Genomic DNA, 21,068 nt, shown 5'->3' with positions numbered 1-21,068 from the left:
TGTACATTTATTACCAAGTGATCGGAACCAAACCAGACTCAACTATATTTTTGTCACAGGACAATAACTGTACTTCCTCACCTTTGTTAGCTAAAAATATCACAGTCGCAACAATTTGGCGATCGTGCATTTCATTTATTGCTGATAAATTTATAGTGATTTCAATTACATCTTTATCTAATGGATAAATTATCACACGAGAATCAGCCTCAACTGCGGATATCACATCTTTAGCAGAAGGAATACATGTTCTTCCTCTTTCAACAATCCAAACAGCTTCAGCCAATGCAGTTGCGGGAATAATTAATCGAGAATCGGGATGAGAAAGAATAGCTTTAGCATTTGTACCCAAACGTGGGTTCCCTTCTAGAAACCAAATAAGAGCATGGGTATCAATAACATATTTCATCTATTATTTTGACCAATCTAAGTAGTCTTCTTTATCTCCATGAAATTCAGCAATAGAAAAATCCTCTTCTGTAGATTGCTTATTTCCAGAAAACATCCCAAACTTCATCATTTGTTGATGTTGCAAGCTAGTTTTCGTCTCTAAAAAAGTCACAATTACACGACTTTCCGATACCTCTAATGGTAATTCATCAAGTTCTACCTTGCCATCTTTATAAATTCCTTCAATCGATTGCAACATGACATCTTACTAATGATTTATTTAGGGCAATTATAAACTTAATTTCACTCATTAACTCGCATATTTATTTGACTCAATTCTTCCCGCACAACTCGCCGTAAAATTTCCTCTAGAGGTTCTCGACGTTGTTGTACATATTCACGCAACGCATTATTTATCAAAGTTTGGTAATTTCCACCACCAGCAAGATGAACTTGCTTGCGAAACCACACCAAAATCTCATCATCTAAGCGAATTGTAATCCTTGTTTTACCTTCACCTGTAGCTTCAATTGCTCCAGGTTTGCCTTGACTAAAATCATACTCAGTATCCATAATTTATACAGGCTACGCCAACGAGCATTGCATTTTGGTTGTTTTAGGGAAAGTGCGTTAAGTTTCAGCCTATTTTCTCCAATAGTGCTTCATTAATAACCGTTTGATAGCCTATCCCTCGTTTTTCTGCCTCTTCTTTTCCCCAAGTTATGATTTTAGGATGAAATCTGAGAGAAATCGGCTCATACTTGTCCTCTTCATCCTTAGCGGGTCGTCCACGCTTCCTTGGAGTAATCCCAAACTGATCTGCGATCGCACTACCTGTTATCGAACAGATTAGAGTTCCGCTAAAATAAATAACACAGTCATTAGGCGCAAAGCCATGAGCAATCAAGAACTAGAGCAACAACTCCTCAGCCTCGACTTAGCAGAAAGAATACGCATCCTTCAACTTTTGGCTCAAAGCTTGACAGTGCCATCATCACAGTCATCTCAAACTACTGATGAACTTGATTTAATAAGCGATAACTTCGTTAAGCTTCGCCAACGCACTCCTGAGCATCCCCTACGAAAAATTCCCTTGACAATTCCCCCAGATTTTGATGAACCCATGCCTGAATTATGGGATGCTTTGGGGCAATGATTTTACTAGACACCCACATTTGGCTGTGGTGGCTCCATTCTCCAGAACAGCTTTCTGAGCGTGGACTTTAGGACGCTGAGTATGTCAAATCCACCTGCCGACATTCTGTTGCGTAGACACGAAGTGGCTTGTCGTCAGACATCGCTCGTTTTAATTCTTGGGCTTCGACATCACTTAAAATCCCTGCAAATTTTGCGAGGGGATGGGTTTTGCGTGTGGCTTTTACCCTACGAACAAAATCCAGCACTGACTGGACTATATCATCAGGAGCCTGTTCGAGTTCCTGGAACAATTCTTCACGATTTGTCATGCATTCAATTATGCTATGTTGGTTATTTCTAATTTGAGTATATCTGAAAGGGAAGCTTGCGCGACGAGAGTCGTTCGCGTTTATTGAGTTTGTAGGGATGTACGAAGTTGAATATTAGGAAACTTCTAATTTGACACTCTCCGGTCTAAAGACACAGGGTTTTCACCTTAGTTACTTATAACTTTGATAATATTGATGATATTGAAACTAAAAATCTCAGTAAATGCCAAGAAAAAAGCGACCAAGAGAGCATGTAATAGCAGATTTAAGTGTAAATTATGTTGAACTATACGTACTGCTATGCGGCTATTCTGTAGAGCGTGTTGAGTACGATTATGGCTACGATCTAGTTATATTTACTTATAATGCTGAAGGTGAAATTGAAAATGGTCAGATATATGTACAGTTAAAGGCGACAGATTCGCTATCTATACTTTCCGACCAAAAAACTATTACTTTTGGTCTCACACGCTCAGATTTAGAACTATGGTTGCTTGAACCAATGCCATGTATTCTAATTGTATATGATGCCAAAAATAGCCAAGCTTATTGGTTATATATACAAGCATATTTTGAAAGCCTTGAGGGATTCGATTTATCAAATATTGGTGATAGTGTTACTGTTCGTTTATCTAAAGACAACGTATTAAATCGACAGGCGATCGAAATATTTGCTAAATTTAAAAATGATGTTCTCAGCCAGTTACAAGGAGTGATTCGCCATCATGGTTAGAGAAATTAAATTCACAGAATTAGAGAAATTACTCTTAGAGACGGGGTTTGTAACAATGCAGACCTTTGGTACTCAAAAGATTTACCAGCATCCATCATCTGGTACATTAATAGTTCTGCCTGGTTACGAGCAACAAGCCTATGTCAGAACATTGCATTTAGTTGCAGTGCGACGAATACTGTCGGAAAATGGCTTGATGGATAGCGATCGCTTCAACAGTTTTTTGAACAAGGTAGCAAGCTAAATGCCACATGCGAAGCTTGCGCGACGTAGCTTGTCTGACGCAAGTCGTAAGTCGTTCGCGTGAATTTCAATATTTTTAGCAACTAAAAATATTAATGATGTACTTGTTATAATCATCTGATAAGGATTTATTAAAGCTTAAAAATGCGCCAATTTACCCTTGAAGAACTCCAAAATCCCCACAGTAATGCTTTAGAACAAGCTGCGACAGAACCAATCGTACTGACAAGTGAATCACAAGCTAGCTATGTGATTATGTCGGTGGAAAATTATGAGCAATTAATGAATCGATTTGCTCAACTCGAAGATTCAATTTTAGCTCAACAAGCACAAATAGCTGTGGCTAATTCTCAAATGGTTGGTTCGGAGATTTTTACAGCAGAACTTGAACGTTTAGCAGCGCTTGATGACTAATTCATGGTATGGCAAAGTTAGATGGTTTAGAGACAGTTCTCGATTTTCTCAAAGGTTTACAACCTAAAATAGCTGCTCAAATAGCAAAAAAAGTAATGTCGCTGAATGTTGACCCCCTACCCGCAGATTATAAGGAATTAACTGGTTATTCAGGATACTATCGCGTAGATTCTGGAGAATATCGTATTGTTTATCGCTTTGATGTAGATGCAGATTTGGTCGAGGTAATTTTAGTCGGTAAACGTAACGACGATGAAGTCTATAAGCAACTTAAGCGTTTGCTGGGTTAGAGATTTACAGAGTGAAGCTTGCGCGACGTAGCTTGTCCGACGCAAGTCGTAAGTCATTCGCGTTTTGGTTGTTTGAGTTGGAGTGCGATCGCGTAGCTGAAGGAACCCCTAACTTGGTGACGATAGTCTTTCGCGTTACCTGTTATCGAAAGTATGTGTACACTAACTATCTACCTGACCCTCATCAAACTTGTTGCCGTAGCTTGGGTCTTGGGTACTAAAAATTTTGTCCCAAAAGGTAAAATATAAACCGTAATGTACCGTGTATTTGAGATGATGAATTGAATGATGGGCAGGACCAATAAACCATTTCCCAAGCCAATGATGTGGAAAGGATGAAGGTAGACGATCAAGTCCCATATGATTTAAGACTGCCCATACTGTCATCGTGGTAAGTACTGCAATCATAGTAACTAAGTGAAGTGGGATTACCAAGACGATAGCAATTAAAAAAAGCGACTGAAAAATTGCCTCTAAAGGATCAAAGGCAAATGATGTCCATGGAGTTGGATACCGTGAACGGTGATGTCCCTGGTGTAACCAGCGAAAAAGTGACGGATGGTGAAATAACCTATGTGTGAAATAAAAATAGGTATCTTGGAGAAATAACACGACAGTGTAACTTACACCTAAATACCACAAACCATACTGGTGGTAGTTACTGTACAAGCGGGTAATACCCGAACTATATCCTGACATGATCAATGCCGCTGCTAGCGCAAATATCCCCGCAGAGAGGATAGAAAGTTTAATATCATTTTGGATCGATCTCCAAGAGGGTGATTGATTTCGGAGATTTTGATTAATAAAGTACTGGCTAATTGGTGAGTAAAAGAACAAGTAGGTTCCCCCTGCTACCAAAAAATACCGCAGTACAATAATTCCAAAAAAAGCGATGCCGTAAAACCCAAATGAGTGGTGTATCAATTAAATCTCCTTGCCATTCCCGATCTTCCGATTCCTTTTCAGGAAGTAGCAATGTGGTTTCAATTTCTTGCTGGATTGCCATGAGTCATTCACAAAGCAATGGACTAGCAGTTGATTGGCATTGTACAAGTATTCTAGCACTTGGGATTTTTACGGGCTAAACTCCTAGGGATGATAAATTTAGGATTGTTTGAAACTGTCTAATATCTTAGTCAAAAGAGAGGATCCCCCCCTTTGGAAAAATACTCTACAAGGGTATCGCAACAGGAGTAGAGCCTAGGACTTACGCATTGACAAGAAAACTAGTCTATGTATTTAAGCCGCACAAGTAGCACTCAAATTATCCAAAACATATTCACGAATAACATTTGTAAATAGGTTTCTTTGTACTTCGTACCAATTGCTAATGGTTTTTTCAGAGCGCATTTTTTCTAAACGAACAAATGCTTGAAGCGAGCAGAATATATGTGTTTTTATTGCATAGCTATCTCTAACCATGAACCGACAAATACCACATAGCTGTTTTATTGCTCTATGAAAAGTTTCAATGCCCCAATGTGTATCATGAATTGTAACGAAAGTACTTCTGGTTATCTGTTCTAAACACTCTTTGAGATTTTCTTCTGAAGGCAGATAAAATATATAATGTCTAGAGTCTTCTTTTTTAAAGTCTTTCCTAAACAATTTTATAAACCCAAATTCCCTTAAATGAGTTACTAATCCTTCATTTGGAATATCTAAAATCCTTACCTGGCAGTACTTTCCAGGTTCTTTTGATACTGTTCTGTTCTTCTCAACTCCAAATAGAAAACCCAATTTCTGGTTTCTTAAAAATTTCAGATTTTCTACTCCTGAGTACCAACTGTCTCCTGTAACTATTTGTGGTTTTAATCCCCAACTAATCACTTCTACTACCATTTCTTGGAAATAATCGTTTTTTGTTTTTCCCTCCTGCTTATCATATATCCTGTAATTTATTGGAACCGAATGTCCATGAATATCGCTATAATAAAGTGTGATTAAATTTAATCCCTTAATAGTTTTATGGTATTAGGAGTTACGCACTGTACAAATTAGTCATGGTATGATTTCACCGCAATAGCTTGTTTCAGACTTTGACCAATTTGTTTTTAGCGATAAATTAACCGTGGGGTAGGGGTTTAGCATTGCTCATTGGTGTCAACTTAAGAAGATAAAGCCCAAATTTGTTGGGTGTAAGCGTCAATCTCTCGATGGCGCTTACGCCTGTATTTGACTAATCCAAACAGCTTGTGACGTTCCACAAGATAGCTCACAACGTCAGCCGCCTCACCACGGAGAACAGCAGCAGAGAAATGGTATAAACTACGAAAAACCATTTCAGTAGAAATAAGGTCTAATGGTTGATTCAAAGCCACAGCCACATCAATACACAATTGATTGAGAACAGCATAAAAATCCAAGTGGCAAAAATTTGGATTTGTACGCCGTTGGTATCGCCAACCCAAATATAAGCCAAACCCAAAAGTCGTTTTGTGAGCAAAAATGCGTCTTCAACACGCCAACGCCTGCGATATAATTCACAGACCTGCTGTGCAGACAACTTTTGGGGGTCAAGTACATTTGTCAGGTAGTAGTACCAAGTTGAACCCCACAACACAGAAACTAAGCGAACTGGACGCTGACAAGGGTTAGAACGGTATTCTCCCATGTCAATAATTTCATCACGGTAGAATGGGGCATTGGTCAAACAACGAATCACCTTGTAAGAAGTTTTTTCTCGTAGTCGTGTCAAGAAAAACTTATCAGATGATGTAAATGCATCGAACCAAGGGAATTTAAAAAACCCTAAATCAAAAATTAGCAATCCACCAATTGGTAAACGCTCAAGTAATTTGTCACACCAAGTTTTATCATTAGCTTTACTGTTGTTTGTATACCAGGTTGTCACTGGATGATGGTTAAACGCCTCTACCACCATCATGATTTTCCCCGCCAGTGTTTTTTGTTGTCCTTTGAGTGCTTTGAGTTTTCTTCTGAGTGCTTCGAGTGTTGACCCATCTGCAATCCAGATGGCTGTGAACTCTGCACATACTGGCTTCCAATTCTCTGGTACTACCTGATTTCTGGGTTGTACACTAATTCTCGCCATTACTTGCTCAAATATTTCTGCAAACAGTTCTATTGGCAGTGTTCGTAATCGTTTTGACAATGCTTGAGTACTCACCAGCATCGGCTCCACCCATAACAATCCCTCTTGTGAGATGACTCTAATTACTTCTCTTAATCCTGGAATTTGCCGATACACTAGACTCACTACTATCGCCATCATCACTGGCAGAGTCAATATTCTGTCTCGTCCTATTTTTCTTTTGTTCTGCCTCTTGTTCCTTTTTATGTTCATAGGATTTTAGGGGTTTGAAGTTTGCAGGCGATAGCAATGAAAATATCTGTTTCTCGATTTCTTCAATGGATGGTGTTGGCACATGTTTTTGTTGACGCAGATCGGGGTTTCCTGTTCTAGCTGGTCTTTTTTTTGCCATGATGTATCACCTATCACATCGAAAACAATATTTTGAGATTACATCTAAATCGACCCTTTTTGCTTAAGTTGACACCAATGAGCATTGCTAAACCCCTACGAGAAATATGGTTTTCCCGCAACATATATTTATTGTTTTCTGTCAATGCGTAAGTCCTAGTTATTACCTTTGATGTTAAACACAGTAAAATTACTAACAGCTTCTGCTTTGGGATAAATTGCCTGAACTTCAATTAAGTTTTTCCATTCCGCTTTAGTTGCAACCCTATACCAATCATAAAGCGCGTCACAGGAATCTGCGTGTATTTCACAAAAATCCCGCAAAATCCTGCGGCTAATAACATGCATCCAACTACTCCAAATTGGTGTTACAAAAATTGTCGCCTAAATTGTGTGTTTTAGTGGATCGCACTTGACAACAAACCCACAAAACCCTAACTGTCCGAAGCGATAAAGGGTGTGATCGCGCTCTATCTATAAACAAGACATTCCTCATTTACAATTTGAGAATGTAGAAAAAACTCAGGCAAAAATTATTTATGAGTATTTCCCTAACTCCTGAATTAGAGCAATTTATCCAAAGTCAAGTAGCAAGTGGTAAATATACCTCCACTGAAGAGGTGATTATTGCGGGTATTAAACTGCTGGAGGAAAGGGAAAATATTTACAAAGGTAGGTTTGATGAATTGAAACGGGAAATTGCCATCGGGGTTGAAGCTTCCGAACGTGGGGAAGTTATTGACGGGGAGATAGTTTTTCGTCAACTAGAGCAGAAATTACAGCAGCGTCGTCAACAAGCAGGGAAATGAGCAATATTTGTAGATTTACTGCTCCTGCGAGTCGAGATATTGAAAGCATAATTGATTATGTTGCTGACAACAGTAGTTTTGATGCTGCGGAAAGTTTGCTAAAGAAAATTAATCAAAAATGCAGTAATTTGGCTAATTTTCCCAATATGGGACGTAGACGTGATGAACTTTCTCCCTTTTTGCGTAGTTTTCCTGTTGATGATTATTTGATTTTTTATCGTCAAATTGAAAATGGGATTGAAATTACACGGGTTGTTAGTGGATATCGGGATTTAGATGCATTGTTTGATGAAGACTCATAGATCCCCGACTTCTGACAGAAGTCGGGGATCTGAAACCCAAATCACCCCCCATTTTCTCGCTGCTGTGTGCGTAAATATTCTAGGTTTTCCCGAATAGTCACTGTATTGGGATGATTTGCACCCAAAACCCGCTCCGCAATCTCCAAAGCTTGGATGTAAAGAGGTTCTGCTGCTTCGTACCTTCCCTGGGAATCGTAGAGTGAAGCTAAATTGTTCAAACTGGTTGCAACGTCGGGATGATTTTCTCCCAGTAGCTGTTTTCTTAACTCCAATGCTTGGATGTACATAGGTTCCGCTGCTTCGTACCTTCCCTGGGAATCGTAGAGTGAAGCTAAATTGTTCAAACTGGTTGCAACGTCGGGATGATTTTCTCCCAGTAGCTGTTTTCTTAACTCCAATGCTTGGATGTACATAGGTTCCGCTGCTTCGTACCTTCCCTGGGAATCGTAGAGTGAAGCTAAATTGTTCAAACTGGTTGCAACGTCGGGATGATTTTCTCCCAGTAGCTGTTTATATAACTCCAATGCTTGGATGTAAAGAGGTTCCGCTGCTTCGTACCTTCCCTGGGATTTGTAGAGTGCAGCTAAATTGTTCAAACTGGTTGCAACGGAGGGATGATTTTCTCCCAGTAGCTGTTTAGATAACTCCAAAGCTTGGATGTAAAGAGGTTCCGCTGCTTCGTACCTTCCCTGGGAATAGTAGAGTGCAGCTAAATTGTTCAAACTGGTTGCAACGGAGGGATGATTTTCTCCCAGTAGCTGTTTAGATAACTCCAAAGCTTGGATGTAAAGAGGTTCCGCTGCTTCGTACCTTCCCTGGGAATTGTAGAGATAAGCTAAATTGTTCAAACTGGTTGCAACGGAGGGATGATTTTCTCCCAGTAGCTGTTTAGATAACTCCAAAGCTTGGATGTAAAGTGGTTCTGCTGCTTCGTACCTTCCCTGGGAATTGTAGAGTCCAGCTAAATTGTTCAAACTTTGTGCAACGTCGGGATGATTTTCTCCCAAGCGGGATTTGACTGCGGATACGCATCCTTCATACCAAGGTGTTGCTAATCCATATAAACCCTGTCCATTGTAAAAGCTAGCTAAACCAGTAAAAGCCCAAATTAAATTTTCATCGCTGACTGCATCGGTTAAGTTTTCAGCAACTTCTGTCAAATGGGGAATGGCTGTTTTAACTGAGTTGATAAATTCTAAGGTTGGTGATTGGGGAATGGTTTGAGCAATTTCCATAAAGGTGTTGGTAAATGCTTGTTTAATTTCCTTGCTTTCCCCATCTGCGGTTAATTTTACTTTCAAAAATTCTCTAATTAAGGGATGAATTTTATAACCATATAAATCATCTGCTTCTAAACATTGCACCAAATGACGTTGGTAAAGCTGCTCAATTGCTGTCTCCACATCCGACTGTTCCCAGTTGAGTAACTTCGCTGTCGATTCTACCCATTCCCACACAAATATATCTGCCGCAAATAGACTTAATAATGTTGCGACTTGCTGTGTTTCTTGGTTCAATTCCACCCAACTGATTTCAAATGCAGCTAAAACCCCAAGCTGTGCGGTACTCAATGTTTTTTGTTGAGGATTTATTGCTTCCTGATGCAGTCGTTGCTGTTTCAACTGCTCCAACATTTTCGCTAAAGTGAAATGGGGAGGTTTTTTAACTAAATATCGTCCGACTAATTCTATTCCTAATGGTAAATATCCCAACCATTTACATAATTCCTTCGCTGTGGCTAATTCTTTATTTACCTTCTTTTCACCAACTAAATTAATCAATAATTCCAAAGCTTCCTCTGGTGATAACACATCAAGGGGTATTTCTTGAATATTTGTGTCCAGATTTCGTAACCTAGTTGTCATCAAAACCCGGAAGCGGTTATTTGTGGGAAGTAATTCAGCAAAACCATCTAAATTCGTCACATCATCGAAAACAACCAACACCAAACCTTCTGCTGGTTGCCAATTTTGCCAGCACCAAGCTACTTGTTGAATCAGCGTCAGTTGATTTCCTTGAAAATCCTGCTGTGGGACTTCCAAACCCATTTGCAACTGCACAAATTGAATGATTCCCGCTGCTATATTTGCATCTCTAGCATTTAACCAACAAATCCCACCGGGATAATCAGCTTCATGTTCCCTGGCATATTTTACTGCTAATTCTGTTTTCCCTACACCACCCATTCCCGCAACTGCGGAAATAGCAACTGCATTGTTTTTGTGGAATTTTTCGTGAATTTTGATAAGTTCATCGCTACGTCCAACAAAGTTAGGGATACTCGGATATGGAATATATTTGACAGCAGTTGCCGCTTTTTCTGGTGGGTAGAAGTTAAATGTATTATCTTTAACCTCGACTTCTCCACCTTTAATACTTATCCCTTGCCAGTTTTCATTAATCATATCTAAATTTCAAATAGTAATCCTATGCAATTATTGATTATGTAGATATTAATGTTGGGTACTCCGAAACGGAGTAGACATGTAGTGGCTTCTGTAAGTAGCAAGCTAACGCAAAGCCTCCACCCAACCTACAATTATTTATAAACATATTTATAGGACTTACGCATTGACAAAAAAGGCAAAATATAGTTTTAGGTAAAACCAGGTTTATTGTAGGGGTTTAGCAGTGCTAAACCCCTACTGCGCGGCTTTACATATCAATTTAATAAAACCTTGGAATGACCTATTTTCACAGGATGCATTACATGATTAATTTGTACAGTGCGTAAGTCCTAATTTATAAACATATTTATAAGCACTCTAGCTTGAGAGCGATCGCAATCTCTCAACTGTCATGATGACGCAAGGAAGCATCCCACTTTTTAAATCAATACCCTGGAAGGGTATCGCTATACGGACTAAGCCTAGGCTGTTGACTTTGTTGAAAATTGGGCGATTTTTGGTACTTTTGTTCGTGGCGTTTAATATCTCGTTAAAACCCTATCAAAATCAAGCTTTTAGCCATCGTGACTATCCACGTTTTTTGCATGAATGAAATCCCGAAAAAGTCACAGAGTCAACAGCCTAGACTAAGCCTGCCTCCGCAGGCTAAAATTTAAACACATCAACGCGATTGCTTCGTTACGTCGCAATGACGTAAGCGAGATACTTTCTGAAAAATTCCAGGTTTCAAAATAGACTAAGATTTATTTCCCAAAATTCAAAGTATTACCTGTGATGGTATTTGTCCCACCTTTGATATTTATCCCTTGCCAGTTTTCATTAACAATATTGGGACGTTCTTTTTTCAACATCTCTACCAATTCATTGATGCATTTTTCCAACCTAGAATCATCCTTTGCAGCATCCTGGATTCCATTTCCCAAATCTGCCAACTTTTTCCCTATTTCCGGGTTTTCCTTGGCAACTTCTTCTACCATCCCCACCAAAACAGCTTCCCCCATGTCTTTCCTTTCCCCAGCAGGTAAAGCCATTACCTTGGTAACATCGGGTGACTTTGCTTTCATCTGCCCTATAATCTCGTCATAGCCAGTATCAAAGCCTTTGTCGATTGCCCAACCAGCAAATTTATCGCCAATGTAGATTAAAAGCCCCAAAATGCCTAAGCTTACAGGTTCCATACGTTACCTTCGACATTACAGTTTTCTAGTAATAATACCTGGTGTAACCGCAGGATTCCGGAAGTGCTCTGTTTTTTTAATTTTTGCCGATACTTGAAATCACAATTCAGAAACTCCAACGGAAATATTTACGCGATCGCACTCAGGTTAAAATGCAACAATGAACAGAATCTTTGACCAAAAGTCGGCGAATAGGGTACCAATAATTCCAAATTTTCACTAAATTCTCAATATTTGCTCAAACCTTTAACTATATAGCTAAACCACTATTAAGTAATTGAATTTTTCAACTTTCAATAATTTAAATTAATAATTTTTAACAAACATAGCTTCAGCATCGTAAGAGAATTAAAAAGGGAATGAGGATGTAAAAAACTTTAAAATGCCCATATTGTCAGAACCAAAGCTTTCGGAAGTATCCGAATCAATATTTTAGTTCTGATTGGCTAAGTTTCTTAACATCTCTTCAAAATCTTTCTCATAAAAAACTGTTGTTAACTGGGAGATGATTGATGGCTTTCGGACCAGCATCAAGATTAGGAGTTGCTCTTTTCGAGGAAACCGATCCTGTTGAATTAGTACCAGGTCGTTCAGAAGAAGAAGTAGAAGTCGTAATCAAAGCGACTTACAGACAGGTGTTGGGCAATGCCTATGTCATGGAAAGCGAGCGTCTTGTTGTACCAGAGTCACAATTGAAACGTGGCGAAATCAGTGTACGTGAGTTTGTTCGTCAAGTGGCGAAGTCCGATTTATATCGCTCCCGCTTTTTTACCAGCTGTGCCCGTTATCGCTCAATAGAGTTAAATTTCAAACACTTACTCGGTCGTGCCCCCGATAGCTACGACGAAATGAAAGCTCACAGCGCGATTCTCGACAACGGCGATTTCGACGCAGAAATCGATTCTTACATCGATAGCGACGAATACCAAGCAGCTTATGGCGAGTTTATCGTCCCCTACATCCGAGGCTACAAGACCCGTAACGGTCAGAGCATGGTACAGTTTACTCACATGTTCCAATTGTTACGCGGAGCTTCCAGCAGCGATTTGAAAGGCAACCTCGCCGGAATTCGCCCACGCTTGAACTCCTTGGTAATTCAAAACACTGCAACACCTGTAATTCCACCTAGTGGAGCTTCAGATGGTTGGTCATTCCAAAATCCTTCCCTATCTTCCCGTACCCGTCTTGGTTCTGGAGCGGGTGAAGGTGGTAAAGTCTACCGAATCGAAGTTACAGGATATCGCTCAGGTGCTGTCAACCGGATTTCCAAATTTCGTCGCAGTAACCAAGTATTCCTTGTGTCTTACGAGCAACTTTCCCAAGAATATCAGCGCATTCATAAAATGGGTGGCGTAATTGCCAGTGTTACAGCAGTCAACTAGTACATGAAGGCAGAAATAAGTAGGCATAAGGAATAAAACTTATTTTATAAGCTTTTTGTCTATTTTGTAGACGCGTTCGCTCTTAGCGTTCCCGCTAGGGTAGCGGCTTCTTGTAGAGTATGCTTGGCTTATTTACACCGAAGTGTACTAAGTATATTCTGCCTCAACTAGGTTAGATAGAATCGGATGTTGGGGAACTTTATGTAACCCAATATCCGAGCGATTAGGAGCAAAGTAGCTTCAGCCGACGTATTCTAGACAAAAATTTTAAAAAAAACTATTGAGGAGTACCATCAAATGTCAAGCTTAGTACTAAATTCCCCTAAGGTAGAACTGTGGCAAAATAGCTCTACCGAGGAAATAGAAGCAACAATTCGTGCCGTGTATAAACATGTTATGGGTAACGCTCACCTAATGGAAAGCGAGCGATTGATTAGTGCAGAATCCCAATTACGCGATCGCAAAATCTCAGTAAAAGACTTTGTACGTGCAGTTGCTAAATCTGACATCTATCGCGCTCGTTTTTTTGAAAGCGCAGCACCCTACCGGTTTATTGAACTCAACTTCAAGCACCTATTAGGACGCGCACCTAACGATCAAACAGAAATATCAGAACATATCCAATGCTGCATCAACAACGGTTATGAAGCTGAAATCGATTCCTACATCGATAGTGCTGAATATCAAAATGCCTTTGGAGACAACATTGTTCCCTACTACAGAGGTAATACTTCCCAAGTTGGACAAAAGCAAGTTGCTTACAACCGCATTTTTGGTATAGTTCGCGGTGCTGCGGAAACTTCCAGCGCTGTCAAAGACTCACAACTAGTATATTCGGTTGCCAGCAACAGCACCTCGAAAATCCGAGCAACAGCAAACAGTGGCAGCACCGAAAAAAGATTCAAAATTGTGGTGACAGGTTCCAAATTTGATGCACCTCGTCGCATCAGCACCAACGAATATATTGTTTCTGCAACCAAAATGACTCCCCAAATTCAGCGGATTCATCGTGCAGGTGGCAAAATTGTTAGTATTACAGAGATAGTTTAGGGACTTTCAGAAAATAAAATATCCTGTGGTTTGGGCATTTTGTCCAAAAAGACAGGCAGTAATACCTGTTCCACAATAGAAAATTGGATAATTATTTAATTAGAAGCCCCTTAATTAATCTCAATTATTAGTAGTTAGTTATTGGGAGCCAAAAGCTAATGGTCAAAGATATTGATTATTAGTAGTTGATTGGCAGTTACTAACTACTAATAGCTTTAAAACCAGAAAAGCTTGATCAAAATAGACTTGGAAAAACGAATTTCAAAATAGTTGATACACCGTCGGAGGTAATAATATGTATGGGATAGCAACAACTGGAAACTCAAATATGAGTGACTATAATAATCGCATGGTGTTATTAGAGGTGACAGGTGTTTTAAACGCAAATGCCAGAAATAGCCATCAAATAATCAAAGTTCCTTATTCTCGTCTATCTCAAACAGTTAAACGGATTTGTCGAGCGGGTGGCAAGATTGTTAATGTCACAATGCCTTCTTTTTCTCCATCCGAAGTTACTGAAACTATTGAACAGAATCAGATAGTAGAAACAGTAGCTGCTGAAACTGTTGAGGAAACACCAATAGTTGAAACTGTTGAGGAAACACCAATAATTGAAACCGTTGAGGAAACACCAATAGTTGAAAGTGTTGAGGAAACACCAGTAGCTGAAACTGTAGTAGTGGAAATAGTACCCCAAGCCATCTCAGCTACATCCAAAAAAACAACATCAAAAGCCAAGGGAATGGGAGAAAAACCAAGTAAAAATACAAAACGCGATCGCAAACCGAAATCTAGGCACTAAATAGCAATTGATTTGCTCACCTGAAGTTAATTATTATCTGTTTTTAAAATCCGTTTTGTAATGAATATTACCGAATTCTTTGAGATGTCCTTTGGACAATGGCGATCGCAACGTAGCGCTCATCATCTAGCGTTTGCACATTTCGAGCAGGTTATTTCTCAAATCAATATCGAACTACTGAACCACGAAGACCCCGAAGTCGTGGAAATTTGTCAAACCTACAACATAGACATTAGCACTATCACTCATCCATTTCGTATGACATGGGAAGGTGAATCAGATTGGGATGACAAACCACTTTCTGGGAAAACAGTCCTTGTACCTGTTCCTGACCCACAAACAAACAATAAAGGTAAATTGTTGCGAGATCAAGGATATGCCGAAACCATTCCCGCAGTCGGTAATTACCACCTCTCAGAAGATGGGATATTTACCCTCGTCACCGCATATGAAAATGCCGCTGCTGAGGAGAAAATTTGGTTTGTGAATCCTAATTTACGCTTTCGGGCAGCAACAATCAAAACTAGCGATGGAAAAGGGGTCACAACAGCTTCCTTCTCATCAGAAATCCGCAAACAGGGAATAGTGAACAGTAAGCAGTGAACGGGGAAAATTAATACAACTGATAACTGACAACTGATAACTGGTAACTGACAACTGACAACTGACAACTGACAACTGACAACTGATATGACTGTATCGCTTAGTAATCCTGGTACATATAGCAGTGACTTGTTTTTACTAGCACAGTGGATGGCAGGAGATTTTAGTAACCACAAACAAGCACAGGCTAATCCAAAAGAATTTGCCCATATTCATGTACTTTTCCGTCCTTTAGCGTTTGATTTTTTTTCGAGTATTGGTTTTTATTCCGAACAAGTTTATGACTATGATTTATGGACACCATATCGTCAGGGGGTACACAAATTAGTTGACAAAGGCGACCACATATACATTGAAAACTATGCATTGAAAGATCGATTTATATATGCAGGTGCAGCGCGAGAATTAGATATTCTCAGAACAATTACCCCGGATCAAATTGAGCGTCGTTGCCACTGTTCAATGGTATTTACTCGTACTGGAAATATGTTCCGTGGTGCGGTAGAACCAGGTAATCAGTGTTTGATTCCTAAAAATGGACAACAAACCTATTTAATTAGTGACGTTGAAATTACAGAAAACACATGGAATAGCCTTGATAAAGGCATGGATATAGAGACCCACGAACAAATTTGGGGTTCTTCATCTGGATCATTGTGTTTTGAGAAAAGTCAAAATTTTGCCCACGAAGTACCTCTGGTAGGCGAGATATGCTAACACAAATTGAGTTAAATGAAACAGGAATGTTGCCACCAACGGCTGAAAAGAAGATGCGTTGCTGGATTCGCAGTCGCCATCTAATTTGTTCTGGAAACTTCTTTATTTTGGAAACAGTTGAATATACCACTGTTGAACGCTTTGGAGAATGTGTCACTTCATTGGGAGGGACATTAATTTCAGTTGAATCCATCAACAAAATTTGGATGGGAGCACATCGACAGGTGATTTTGTATCAAGCTAAAGCCAGTTTACATACCCCACATCATACATTGAAGCAGTATTGGATTAAGTATGGTGGATTTTTCACTCGATTTGATGAGCGATGCTGAAGATTCAATAACCGAGGTGGAATTAAATATTATGAGTGCAGCTAAAACTTACTTATTGATTAGATAATCTTAATCAATGAGATATTTTTATACAAAATAAAACTATTCATTATATTCGACCCTGGAATTATAACGAAAGTTAATTATCAAAGTGAAATATATGAAAAATCAAAAAAATCATGAAAAAACTGTGACTGAAATAATCTAGATTTTAGTAGACCTTAATCACACTATAACTCTACAGGCTAAATATACGGTTTTGAACATATTTTCATAAAAGTTAACTATAAAGGAATACCAAAAGTTGATAGCTTAAAAACATACTTGATAATAAATAAGGTTGCTAAATGCTAAATACTTTTGTTCCTCCCCTTAATATTGGTCTATCGCAATTAATTAACGAAGATGGCAACCCTCTAGAATTATGGGGAAATGCGTCCCCTGATGAAATCGAAGTCATTATTCGAGGGGTCTATCGACATGTTTTAGGCAATGCTTATGTGATGGAAAGTGAGCGTCTTGTAGTTCCCGAATCACAACTCAAAGCAGGTGAAATCACCGTTCGAGAATTTGTCCGACAGGTGGCAAAATCAGAGTTATATCGTTCTCGTTTTTTTGATAACTGCTATCGTTATCGAGCAACTGAATTGAATTTCAAACATTTGCTAGGAAGAGCACCAAATAGTTATCAAGAAGTGGCATTTCACAGTCAAATTTTGGACGAATCTGGCTTTGATGCCGATATTGATACCTATATTGATAGCGATGAATATTTGAATGCTTTTGGGGAAAATATCGTACCATTTTATCGAGGTTATCAAACCGACAATCAGATAACGATGCTTGGTTTTACTAATATGTTGCAATTGGTAAGAAGCAATTCCGGCAGTGATAAAGAAATCACCACAGGTAACACAGCCAAGTTAACGCGATCGCTCATTAGCAACAGCCCCTATGGTAAGGCAAAATTAACTGATATAAATGCTCTGTTGGCAGAAGTCTTGAAGCCGAAATTACCACAGGAACCAACCGTAATATATTCACAACAAATACAAGCACCTTCACAGTCAGATATCGAACGAGAACTACAAGAAAAAAATGCCCAAATAGCAGCTTTAAAGCGACAACTCGCCGATTTGCGACCATTTGCCAATATTGGAGCATTTCAAACTAGCGGTGATTGGCAAGTTTCCCCAGAAAAAGTCGATACTCAAAAACAGGAAATTGCCGCTTTGCAAGAACAGATTGCTGATGCTCGCAGATTAGCGACGATTGGTGAAGCTAAGTTAAATAAATGGCGCGATCGCGTTTTTCGTGGATAGGCTAAAATCAGTGAGCAGTTAACAGTTATCAGTTATCACTAAGGAGTTGGTGCGTTAGACGGAACGTCGTAACGCACCCTACAAGACTGACTTAAGCGTAAACCACAGCGACTGCACCACCAATCGCGGCGAAAATAGCCGACACAACCGCTGTTGAAAACAGCCACCAGGCGGCACTAGCAGCCGCTTTCCGCGTTTCTTCTGCTTGACGCTGTGCTTGGTGTTTCACCTGTTCTAAGCGACGCTGGGCTTCATGCTGGATACGTTCAGCCCGTTGGAGGACATTATTCCGGGCGCGTTCAATTTGGTCGATAATGCGGTTAGCATCGTCAGTGGAAATATCATCGCGGGAACTGAGAACAGCTACTAGGGTTTCCCTATCAAAAGATTGTAAGCGATCGCGTAAAGCATCGAAGCCAGCTTGCGGATCATCAAAGAGCGATCGCACATCACGCTTAATGCCATCATAGTTTAGTTCGGGGCGATCTAAACCATTGAGGTAGTTACGAACCTGGGCAAATACCCCATCGATGGTATCTTGGATGCGTCGTTGAATATTCCGCACCTGTTCCACAAATTGATCACGGACTCCAACAATATTATTAGCAATTTGTTCGGCTTCCTCATCGCTGATATCTTCACGGATTTTTAGCAATGCCACAATTGTGTCACGATCGAAATGATTCAATCTATCGCCGAGATTTTCCACTCCCAACTTCGGATCATGTAATAGCAAATTTAAGTCGCGTTTGATACCTTCAGGATTTAACTCCTGCTTTCCAGTTTGGCGAAGGTACTCTTCTACATAAGCCTGATAGTTTTGGACTTGTTGTTGAGTTCTGGCAGCGATTCGGCGAGGAGCGCGAACAAGGTTACTAATAGATTTTTGAGTTGAGTCAATGATTTCGTTGACTTGCTCTTCGCTCAAATCACGACGTTGACTTAGTAATTTTACTAATGTATCACGGTCTAATTGTGACAATCTTTGACGTAAAGCTACAGCCCCCTCTTTGGGATTATGGAATAACTGATCTAAGTCGCGTTGGATACCTTCAGGGTTAAGTTCATCTTTGCCTGTGTTGCGAAGATAATCAGCTAAAGTTGTTGTTACTGAGTCGTACTGTTCCTTAGCTTTACCTACTAACATTTGGGGTGTTTGACGCACATCATGCCAAGTATTTTCTACATCCCGGACAATTTGGTCAGCTTCAGTTTGGCTCAAATCTTGGCGTTGATTCAACAATTGTACTAATGTATCGCGGTCAAATCTAGATGTTCTGGCTTTAATTGCGGCAATTCCCCCTTGAGGATCATCCAGTAGTTTTTTCAAATCAGCGCGGATTCCATCGGGGTTTAATTCCTCCTTTCCAGTATTCCGCAGATATGATTCCAAGTTTAACCATAGAGATTCCACTTGATATTTTGCCTGTTCGGCTAGTCCTTTGGACTCAATTAGGGCATTTTGCCGCTGTTGTTCCAATAAGTCAACAATTCGATCCGCTTCCGCATGTTGAATATCATTTCTTTCTAGGAGAATTTCCCGCATTTCTTCCCGGTTGATAGCTGCAAGTCTGCGGGTGAGGGTTTCGTAGTCGGAATTAGAGTCAGCTACTAAGGGTTTGAAGTTGAATGCGATCGCATCTTCGGTAAACTCATATTTGGGAGTCACTAATAGGTAACTTTCCACTCGACGCTGTAAATCTTGAATGATTTCCCGTTCTTCAGCTGCGGTGACTTCTACCAAAACTTGCTGACGAATTACTTCCAGTTTGTCAACAATCCTTTCGATTTCTGCCTTGGTTAATAATCCCCGTTGTTGGAGAATATTACTAAAGTCTTGGGAAGATAGACGTTGCAACTGTTGCTTAACTTGACTCGGATCAGCAGCAGGATCATAGATGACATCCCGGAATTCCTGAGTCAACTTTTCTGAACTCAATTGCCAAGTATAGCTATTGAAAAGGTAATGTTCAACATCAATATAAATTTGGTTATAAGGTTGAGATGAGGCAGTTAAACCTAATTTCTCAGCTTGTTCAGTAACCTTATCCTTAGTTTGCGTTAATGTAGTGATAATTTTTTCAACATCAAAATCAGACAAATCAGTCCTCGCTAAAACTACCCCTGTTAAAGCTGTCATTGCTTGCTTAATTGGGTTGAAACCTGAATCTTGATTACTTTGGTTCTTATTCCCAGATTTAATTTCCCGCATCAAACCTTCTACCTTTGCACTGAGTTCATCAGTTTTCCCTTGTCCTGCGGGTAGAGATTTCAGGTATTCTGTCATCTCAGTTAACCGATCTTGCGTTGGTTGTTGACTATTGACAACCTGTTGCCAAACACCATACAAAGTATCGGTAATCTTATTAATATCACGCTTGGAAAGGTCAGTGCGATCGCTTATCAGTTCAACGAATCTATTCCGATCAATATTTTTTAGGTCACTTCCTTTAATATCTTTTAGTTTAGGATCATTAAGTAGCTGTTCAAACTCACCTCTAATTCTATTTAGATCTAACTCTGGAGGACGTACCATCTCCAAATATTCTTCTACCCGTACTTTTAAACCCTCAGGATCAATTGCATTGCCAATTTCCCGACGTACAGCAGCAGCAGCAGCTTCAGCGGTGGAAACCACCTGATTACTCATAGCTTTCGCACCCAATGCAGCAGTCGCAGTCCCCATAATTGCCTGGAAACCCGAAGTTGCGGTATTGACGACATTCCCCACCAAGGAACCCACCGTCGTTGAACTCACCCACACCAACAACAGGAAATAAGCACCCCAAATTACTAACCCCAGAATTGCACCCAGTTGCGGATTCAGCGTTAATAAACTCAACTTCACAGCCAAAAACGAAGCAATTAATAGGGATATCGTAACTGTAATTAGAGTCCAGAACCCAACTGCCGTACCGATTTTCTTAATTGTACCGCCAACACTACCAGTTTCCTCGGTACCATCGCCAGATGAATCCATAGCATGTCCTAAGTATGTGATTCCAGCGGCAACCGAGAGGTTAGTCAAAACTAGTTGAATCGCAAAAGCTAAAATCACCCCTGCAATTAACACTACAAAGAAACGTGGTCCCACTGTTGCGAGTGAAGCTTGCGCTGCTGAGATATCTCCCGGAATTTGCGAAAACCAAAATAGCACTAATTTTGGAGTCAGAAACATC

The 21,068-nt window shown here is 39.8% G+C and carries 25 protein-coding genes and 2 pseudogenes; 14 read left to right on the top strand and 13 right to left on the bottom strand.

Annotated features, from left to right (window positions below):
- Positions 1–10: 10 nt before the first annotated feature.
- The 4 genes from CAL6303_RS06545 to CAL6303_RS06530 all read right to left on the bottom strand — a co-directional run bounded on the left by CAL6303_RS06545 (position 11) and on the right by CAL6303_RS06530 (position 1,297).
- Positions 11–409 (bottom strand): type II toxin-antitoxin system VapC family toxin, encoded by a 399-nt coding sequence (locus tag CAL6303_RS06545; protein WP_015197063.1) that lies wholly within the window; start codon positions 407–409, stop codon positions 11–13.
- Between the two features lie 3 nt (positions 410–412).
- Positions 413–649, bottom strand: coding sequence for a hypothetical protein (locus CAL6303_RS06540; RefSeq protein ID WP_015197062.1), 237 nt, complete (start codon positions 647–649; stop codon positions 413–415).
- 44 nt (positions 650–693) lie between these two features.
- Positions 694–963, bottom strand: a complete 270-nt coding sequence (locus CAL6303_RS06535; RefSeq protein WP_015197061.1) for a BrnA antitoxin family protein — start codon at positions 961–963, stop codon at positions 694–696.
- Between the two features lie 64 nt (positions 964–1,027).
- On the bottom strand, positions 1,028–1,297 hold the full coding sequence (locus CAL6303_RS06530) for a BrnA antitoxin family protein (RefSeq protein WP_238993777.1): 270 nt from the start codon (positions 1,295–1,297) through the stop codon (positions 1,028–1,030).
- On the opposite strand from CAL6303_RS06530, the gene CAL6303_RS06525 reads away from it, so the two are divergent.
- Complete coding sequence (locus tag CAL6303_RS06525; RefSeq protein ID WP_015197060.1) at positions 1,286–1,546, top strand: hypothetical protein; 261 nt, start codon at positions 1,286–1,288, stop codon at positions 1,544–1,546. The two genes, CAL6303_RS06530 and CAL6303_RS06525, sit on opposite strands and share 12 nt — an antisense overlap.
- 67 nt (positions 1,547–1,613) lie before the next feature.
- Here the strand turns inward: CAL6303_RS06525 and CAL6303_RS06520 are convergent, their stop codons facing one another.
- Positions 1,614–1,856 carry a hypothetical protein gene (locus CAL6303_RS06520; RefSeq protein WP_015197059.1) on the bottom strand — a complete coding sequence of 81 codons (243 nt, stop codon included), beginning with the start codon at positions 1,854–1,856 and terminating at the stop codon, positions 1,614–1,616.
- A gap of 223 nt (positions 1,857–2,079) precedes the next feature.
- Here CAL6303_RS06520 and CAL6303_RS06515 point away from each other — a divergent pair, with 223 nt between their 5' ends.
- The 4 genes from CAL6303_RS06515 to CAL6303_RS06500 all read left to right on the top strand — a co-directional run bounded on the left by CAL6303_RS06515 (position 2,080) and on the right by CAL6303_RS06500 (position 3,536).
- Positions 2,080–2,589 (top strand): DUF4365 domain-containing protein, encoded by a 510-nt coding sequence (locus tag CAL6303_RS06515; RefSeq protein WP_015197058.1) that lies wholly within the window; start codon positions 2,080–2,082, stop codon positions 2,587–2,589.
- Positions 2,582–2,833, top strand: coding sequence for a hypothetical protein (locus CAL6303_RS06510; protein WP_015197057.1), 252 nt, complete (start codon positions 2,582–2,584; stop codon positions 2,831–2,833). Before CAL6303_RS06515 ends, CAL6303_RS06510 begins: the two co-directional genes overlap by 8 nt.
- 143 nt (positions 2,834–2,976) lie before the next feature.
- Positions 2,977–3,246 (top strand): type II toxin-antitoxin system prevent-host-death family antitoxin, encoded by a 270-nt coding sequence (locus CAL6303_RS06505; RefSeq protein ID WP_015197056.1) that lies wholly within the window; start codon positions 2,977–2,979, stop codon positions 3,244–3,246.
- An 8-nt stretch (positions 3,247–3,254) separates the two neighbouring features.
- Complete coding sequence (locus tag CAL6303_RS06500) at positions 3,255–3,536, top strand: type II toxin-antitoxin system RelE family toxin (protein ID WP_015197055.1); 282 nt, start codon at positions 3,255–3,257, stop codon at positions 3,534–3,536.
- A 162-nt stretch (positions 3,537–3,698) separates the two neighbouring features.
- Here CAL6303_RS06500 and CAL6303_RS06495 read toward each other — a convergent pair whose 3' ends face one another.
- The 5 genes and pseudogenes from CAL6303_RS06495 to CAL6303_RS06475 form a co-directional block, all read right to left on the bottom strand.
- The gene (locus CAL6303_RS06495) at positions 3,699–4,235 is read right to left on the bottom strand and encodes a sterol desaturase family protein (RefSeq protein WP_321572295.1); all 537 of its coding nucleotides are present in this window, start codon (positions 4,233–4,235) and stop codon (positions 3,699–3,701) included.
- 118 nt (positions 4,236–4,353) lie between these two features.
- Positions 4,354–4,545: a hypothetical protein gene (locus CAL6303_RS31040; RefSeq protein WP_015197053.1), complete on the bottom strand. Its 192-nt coding sequence runs from the start codon at positions 4,543–4,545 to the stop codon at positions 4,354–4,356.
- Positions 4,546–4,778: 233 nt separating this feature from the next.
- A pseudogene (locus CAL6303_RS06490) lies at positions 4,779–5,513 on the bottom strand (transposase); the annotation flags it as partial.
- Positions 5,514–5,647: 134 nt separating this feature from the next.
- Positions 5,648–6,985: pseudogene (locus CAL6303_RS06485) on the bottom strand (IS4 family transposase).
- A 155-nt stretch (positions 6,986–7,140) separates the two neighbouring features.
- Complete coding sequence (locus tag CAL6303_RS06475; RefSeq protein WP_015197052.1) at positions 7,141–7,332, bottom strand: type II toxin-antitoxin system HigB family toxin; 192 nt, start codon at positions 7,330–7,332, stop codon at positions 7,141–7,143.
- Positions 7,333–7,523: 191 nt separating this feature from the next.
- Between CAL6303_RS06475 and CAL6303_RS06470 the strand changes: the two genes are divergently transcribed.
- Positions 7,524–7,793: a type II toxin-antitoxin system ParD family antitoxin gene (locus CAL6303_RS06470; RefSeq protein ID WP_015197051.1), complete on the top strand. Its 270-nt coding sequence runs from the start codon at positions 7,524–7,526 to the stop codon at positions 7,791–7,793.
- Positions 7,790–8,095 (top strand): type II toxin-antitoxin system RelE/ParE family toxin, encoded by a 306-nt coding sequence (locus CAL6303_RS06465; protein ID WP_015197050.1) that lies wholly within the window; start codon positions 7,790–7,792, stop codon positions 8,093–8,095. Before CAL6303_RS06470 ends, CAL6303_RS06465 begins: the two co-directional genes overlap by 4 nt.
- A gap of 41 nt (positions 8,096–8,136) precedes the next feature.
- On the opposite strand, the gene CAL6303_RS06460 is transcribed toward CAL6303_RS06465, so the two are convergent.
- Together CAL6303_RS06460 and CAL6303_RS28375 are read right to left on the bottom strand one after the other, a co-directional pair.
- Positions 8,137–10,500 (bottom strand): tetratricopeptide repeat protein, encoded by a 2,364-nt coding sequence (locus CAL6303_RS06460; protein WP_015197049.1) that lies wholly within the window; start codon positions 10,498–10,500, stop codon positions 8,137–8,139.
- 746 nt (positions 10,501–11,246) lie between these two features.
- A complete protein-coding gene (locus CAL6303_RS28375; RefSeq protein ID WP_015197048.1) occupies positions 11,247–11,681 on the bottom strand; it encodes a hypothetical protein in 435 nt (144 codons plus the stop codon).
- Between the two features lie 512 nt (positions 11,682–12,193).
- Here CAL6303_RS28375 and CAL6303_RS06450 point away from each other — a divergent pair.
- The 7 genes from CAL6303_RS06450 to CAL6303_RS06420 all read left to right on the top strand — a co-directional run bounded on the left by CAL6303_RS06450 (position 12,194) and on the right by CAL6303_RS06420 (position 17,889).
- Entirely contained in the window at positions 12,194–13,063 is an 870-nt protein-coding gene (locus tag CAL6303_RS06450) for a phycobilisome linker polypeptide (protein WP_015197047.1), read from the top strand.
- A 297-nt stretch (positions 13,064–13,360) separates the two neighbouring features.
- Positions 13,361–14,113, top strand: coding sequence for a phycobilisome rod-core linker polypeptide (locus tag CAL6303_RS06445; protein ID WP_015197046.1), 753 nt, complete (start codon positions 13,361–13,363; stop codon positions 14,111–14,113).
- 328 nt (positions 14,114–14,441) lie between these two features.
- Positions 14,442–14,915 carry a phycobilisome linker polypeptide gene (locus tag CAL6303_RS30695; protein ID WP_203225944.1) on the top strand — a complete coding sequence of 158 codons (474 nt, stop codon included), beginning with the start codon at positions 14,442–14,444 and terminating at the stop codon, positions 14,913–14,915.
- Between the two features lie 60 nt (positions 14,916–14,975).
- Entirely contained in the window at positions 14,976–15,518 is a 543-nt protein-coding gene (locus CAL6303_RS06435) for a phycobiliprotein lyase (protein WP_015197044.1), read from the top strand.
- 87 nt (positions 15,519–15,605) lie between these two features.
- Positions 15,606–16,235 carry a chromophore lyase CpcT/CpeT gene (locus tag CAL6303_RS06430; protein WP_015197043.1) on the top strand — a complete coding sequence of 210 codons (630 nt, stop codon included), beginning with the start codon at positions 15,606–15,608 and terminating at the stop codon, positions 16,233–16,235.
- Positions 16,229–16,567 carry a hypothetical protein gene (locus CAL6303_RS06425; protein WP_015197042.1) on the top strand — a complete coding sequence of 113 codons (339 nt, stop codon included), beginning with the start codon at positions 16,229–16,231 and terminating at the stop codon, positions 16,565–16,567. The genes CAL6303_RS06430 and CAL6303_RS06425 overlap by 7 nt, the downstream gene beginning before the upstream one ends.
- A gap of 347 nt (positions 16,568–16,914) precedes the next feature.
- Positions 16,915–17,889 carry a phycobilisome rod-core linker polypeptide gene (locus CAL6303_RS06420; RefSeq protein ID WP_015197040.1) on the top strand — a complete coding sequence of 325 codons (975 nt, stop codon included), beginning with the start codon at positions 16,915–16,917 and terminating at the stop codon, positions 17,887–17,889.
- 91 nt (positions 17,890–17,980) lie between these two features.
- On the opposite strand, the gene CAL6303_RS06415 is transcribed toward CAL6303_RS06420, so the two are convergent.
- Positions 17,981–21,067 carry a hypothetical protein gene (locus CAL6303_RS06415; protein WP_015197039.1) on the bottom strand — a complete coding sequence of 1,029 codons (3,087 nt, stop codon included), beginning with the start codon at positions 21,065–21,067 and terminating at the stop codon, positions 17,981–17,983.
- Position 21,068 lies beyond the last annotated feature (1 nt).

It is taken from the genome of Calothrix sp. PCC 6303 (assembly GCF_000317435.1).
GTDB lineage: Bacteria > Cyanobacteriota > Cyanobacteriia > Cyanobacteriales > Nostocaceae > PCC-6303.
The sequence above is the reverse complement of the archived record's forward strand: the minus strand, read 5'-3'. Positions and strand labels throughout refer to the sequence as shown.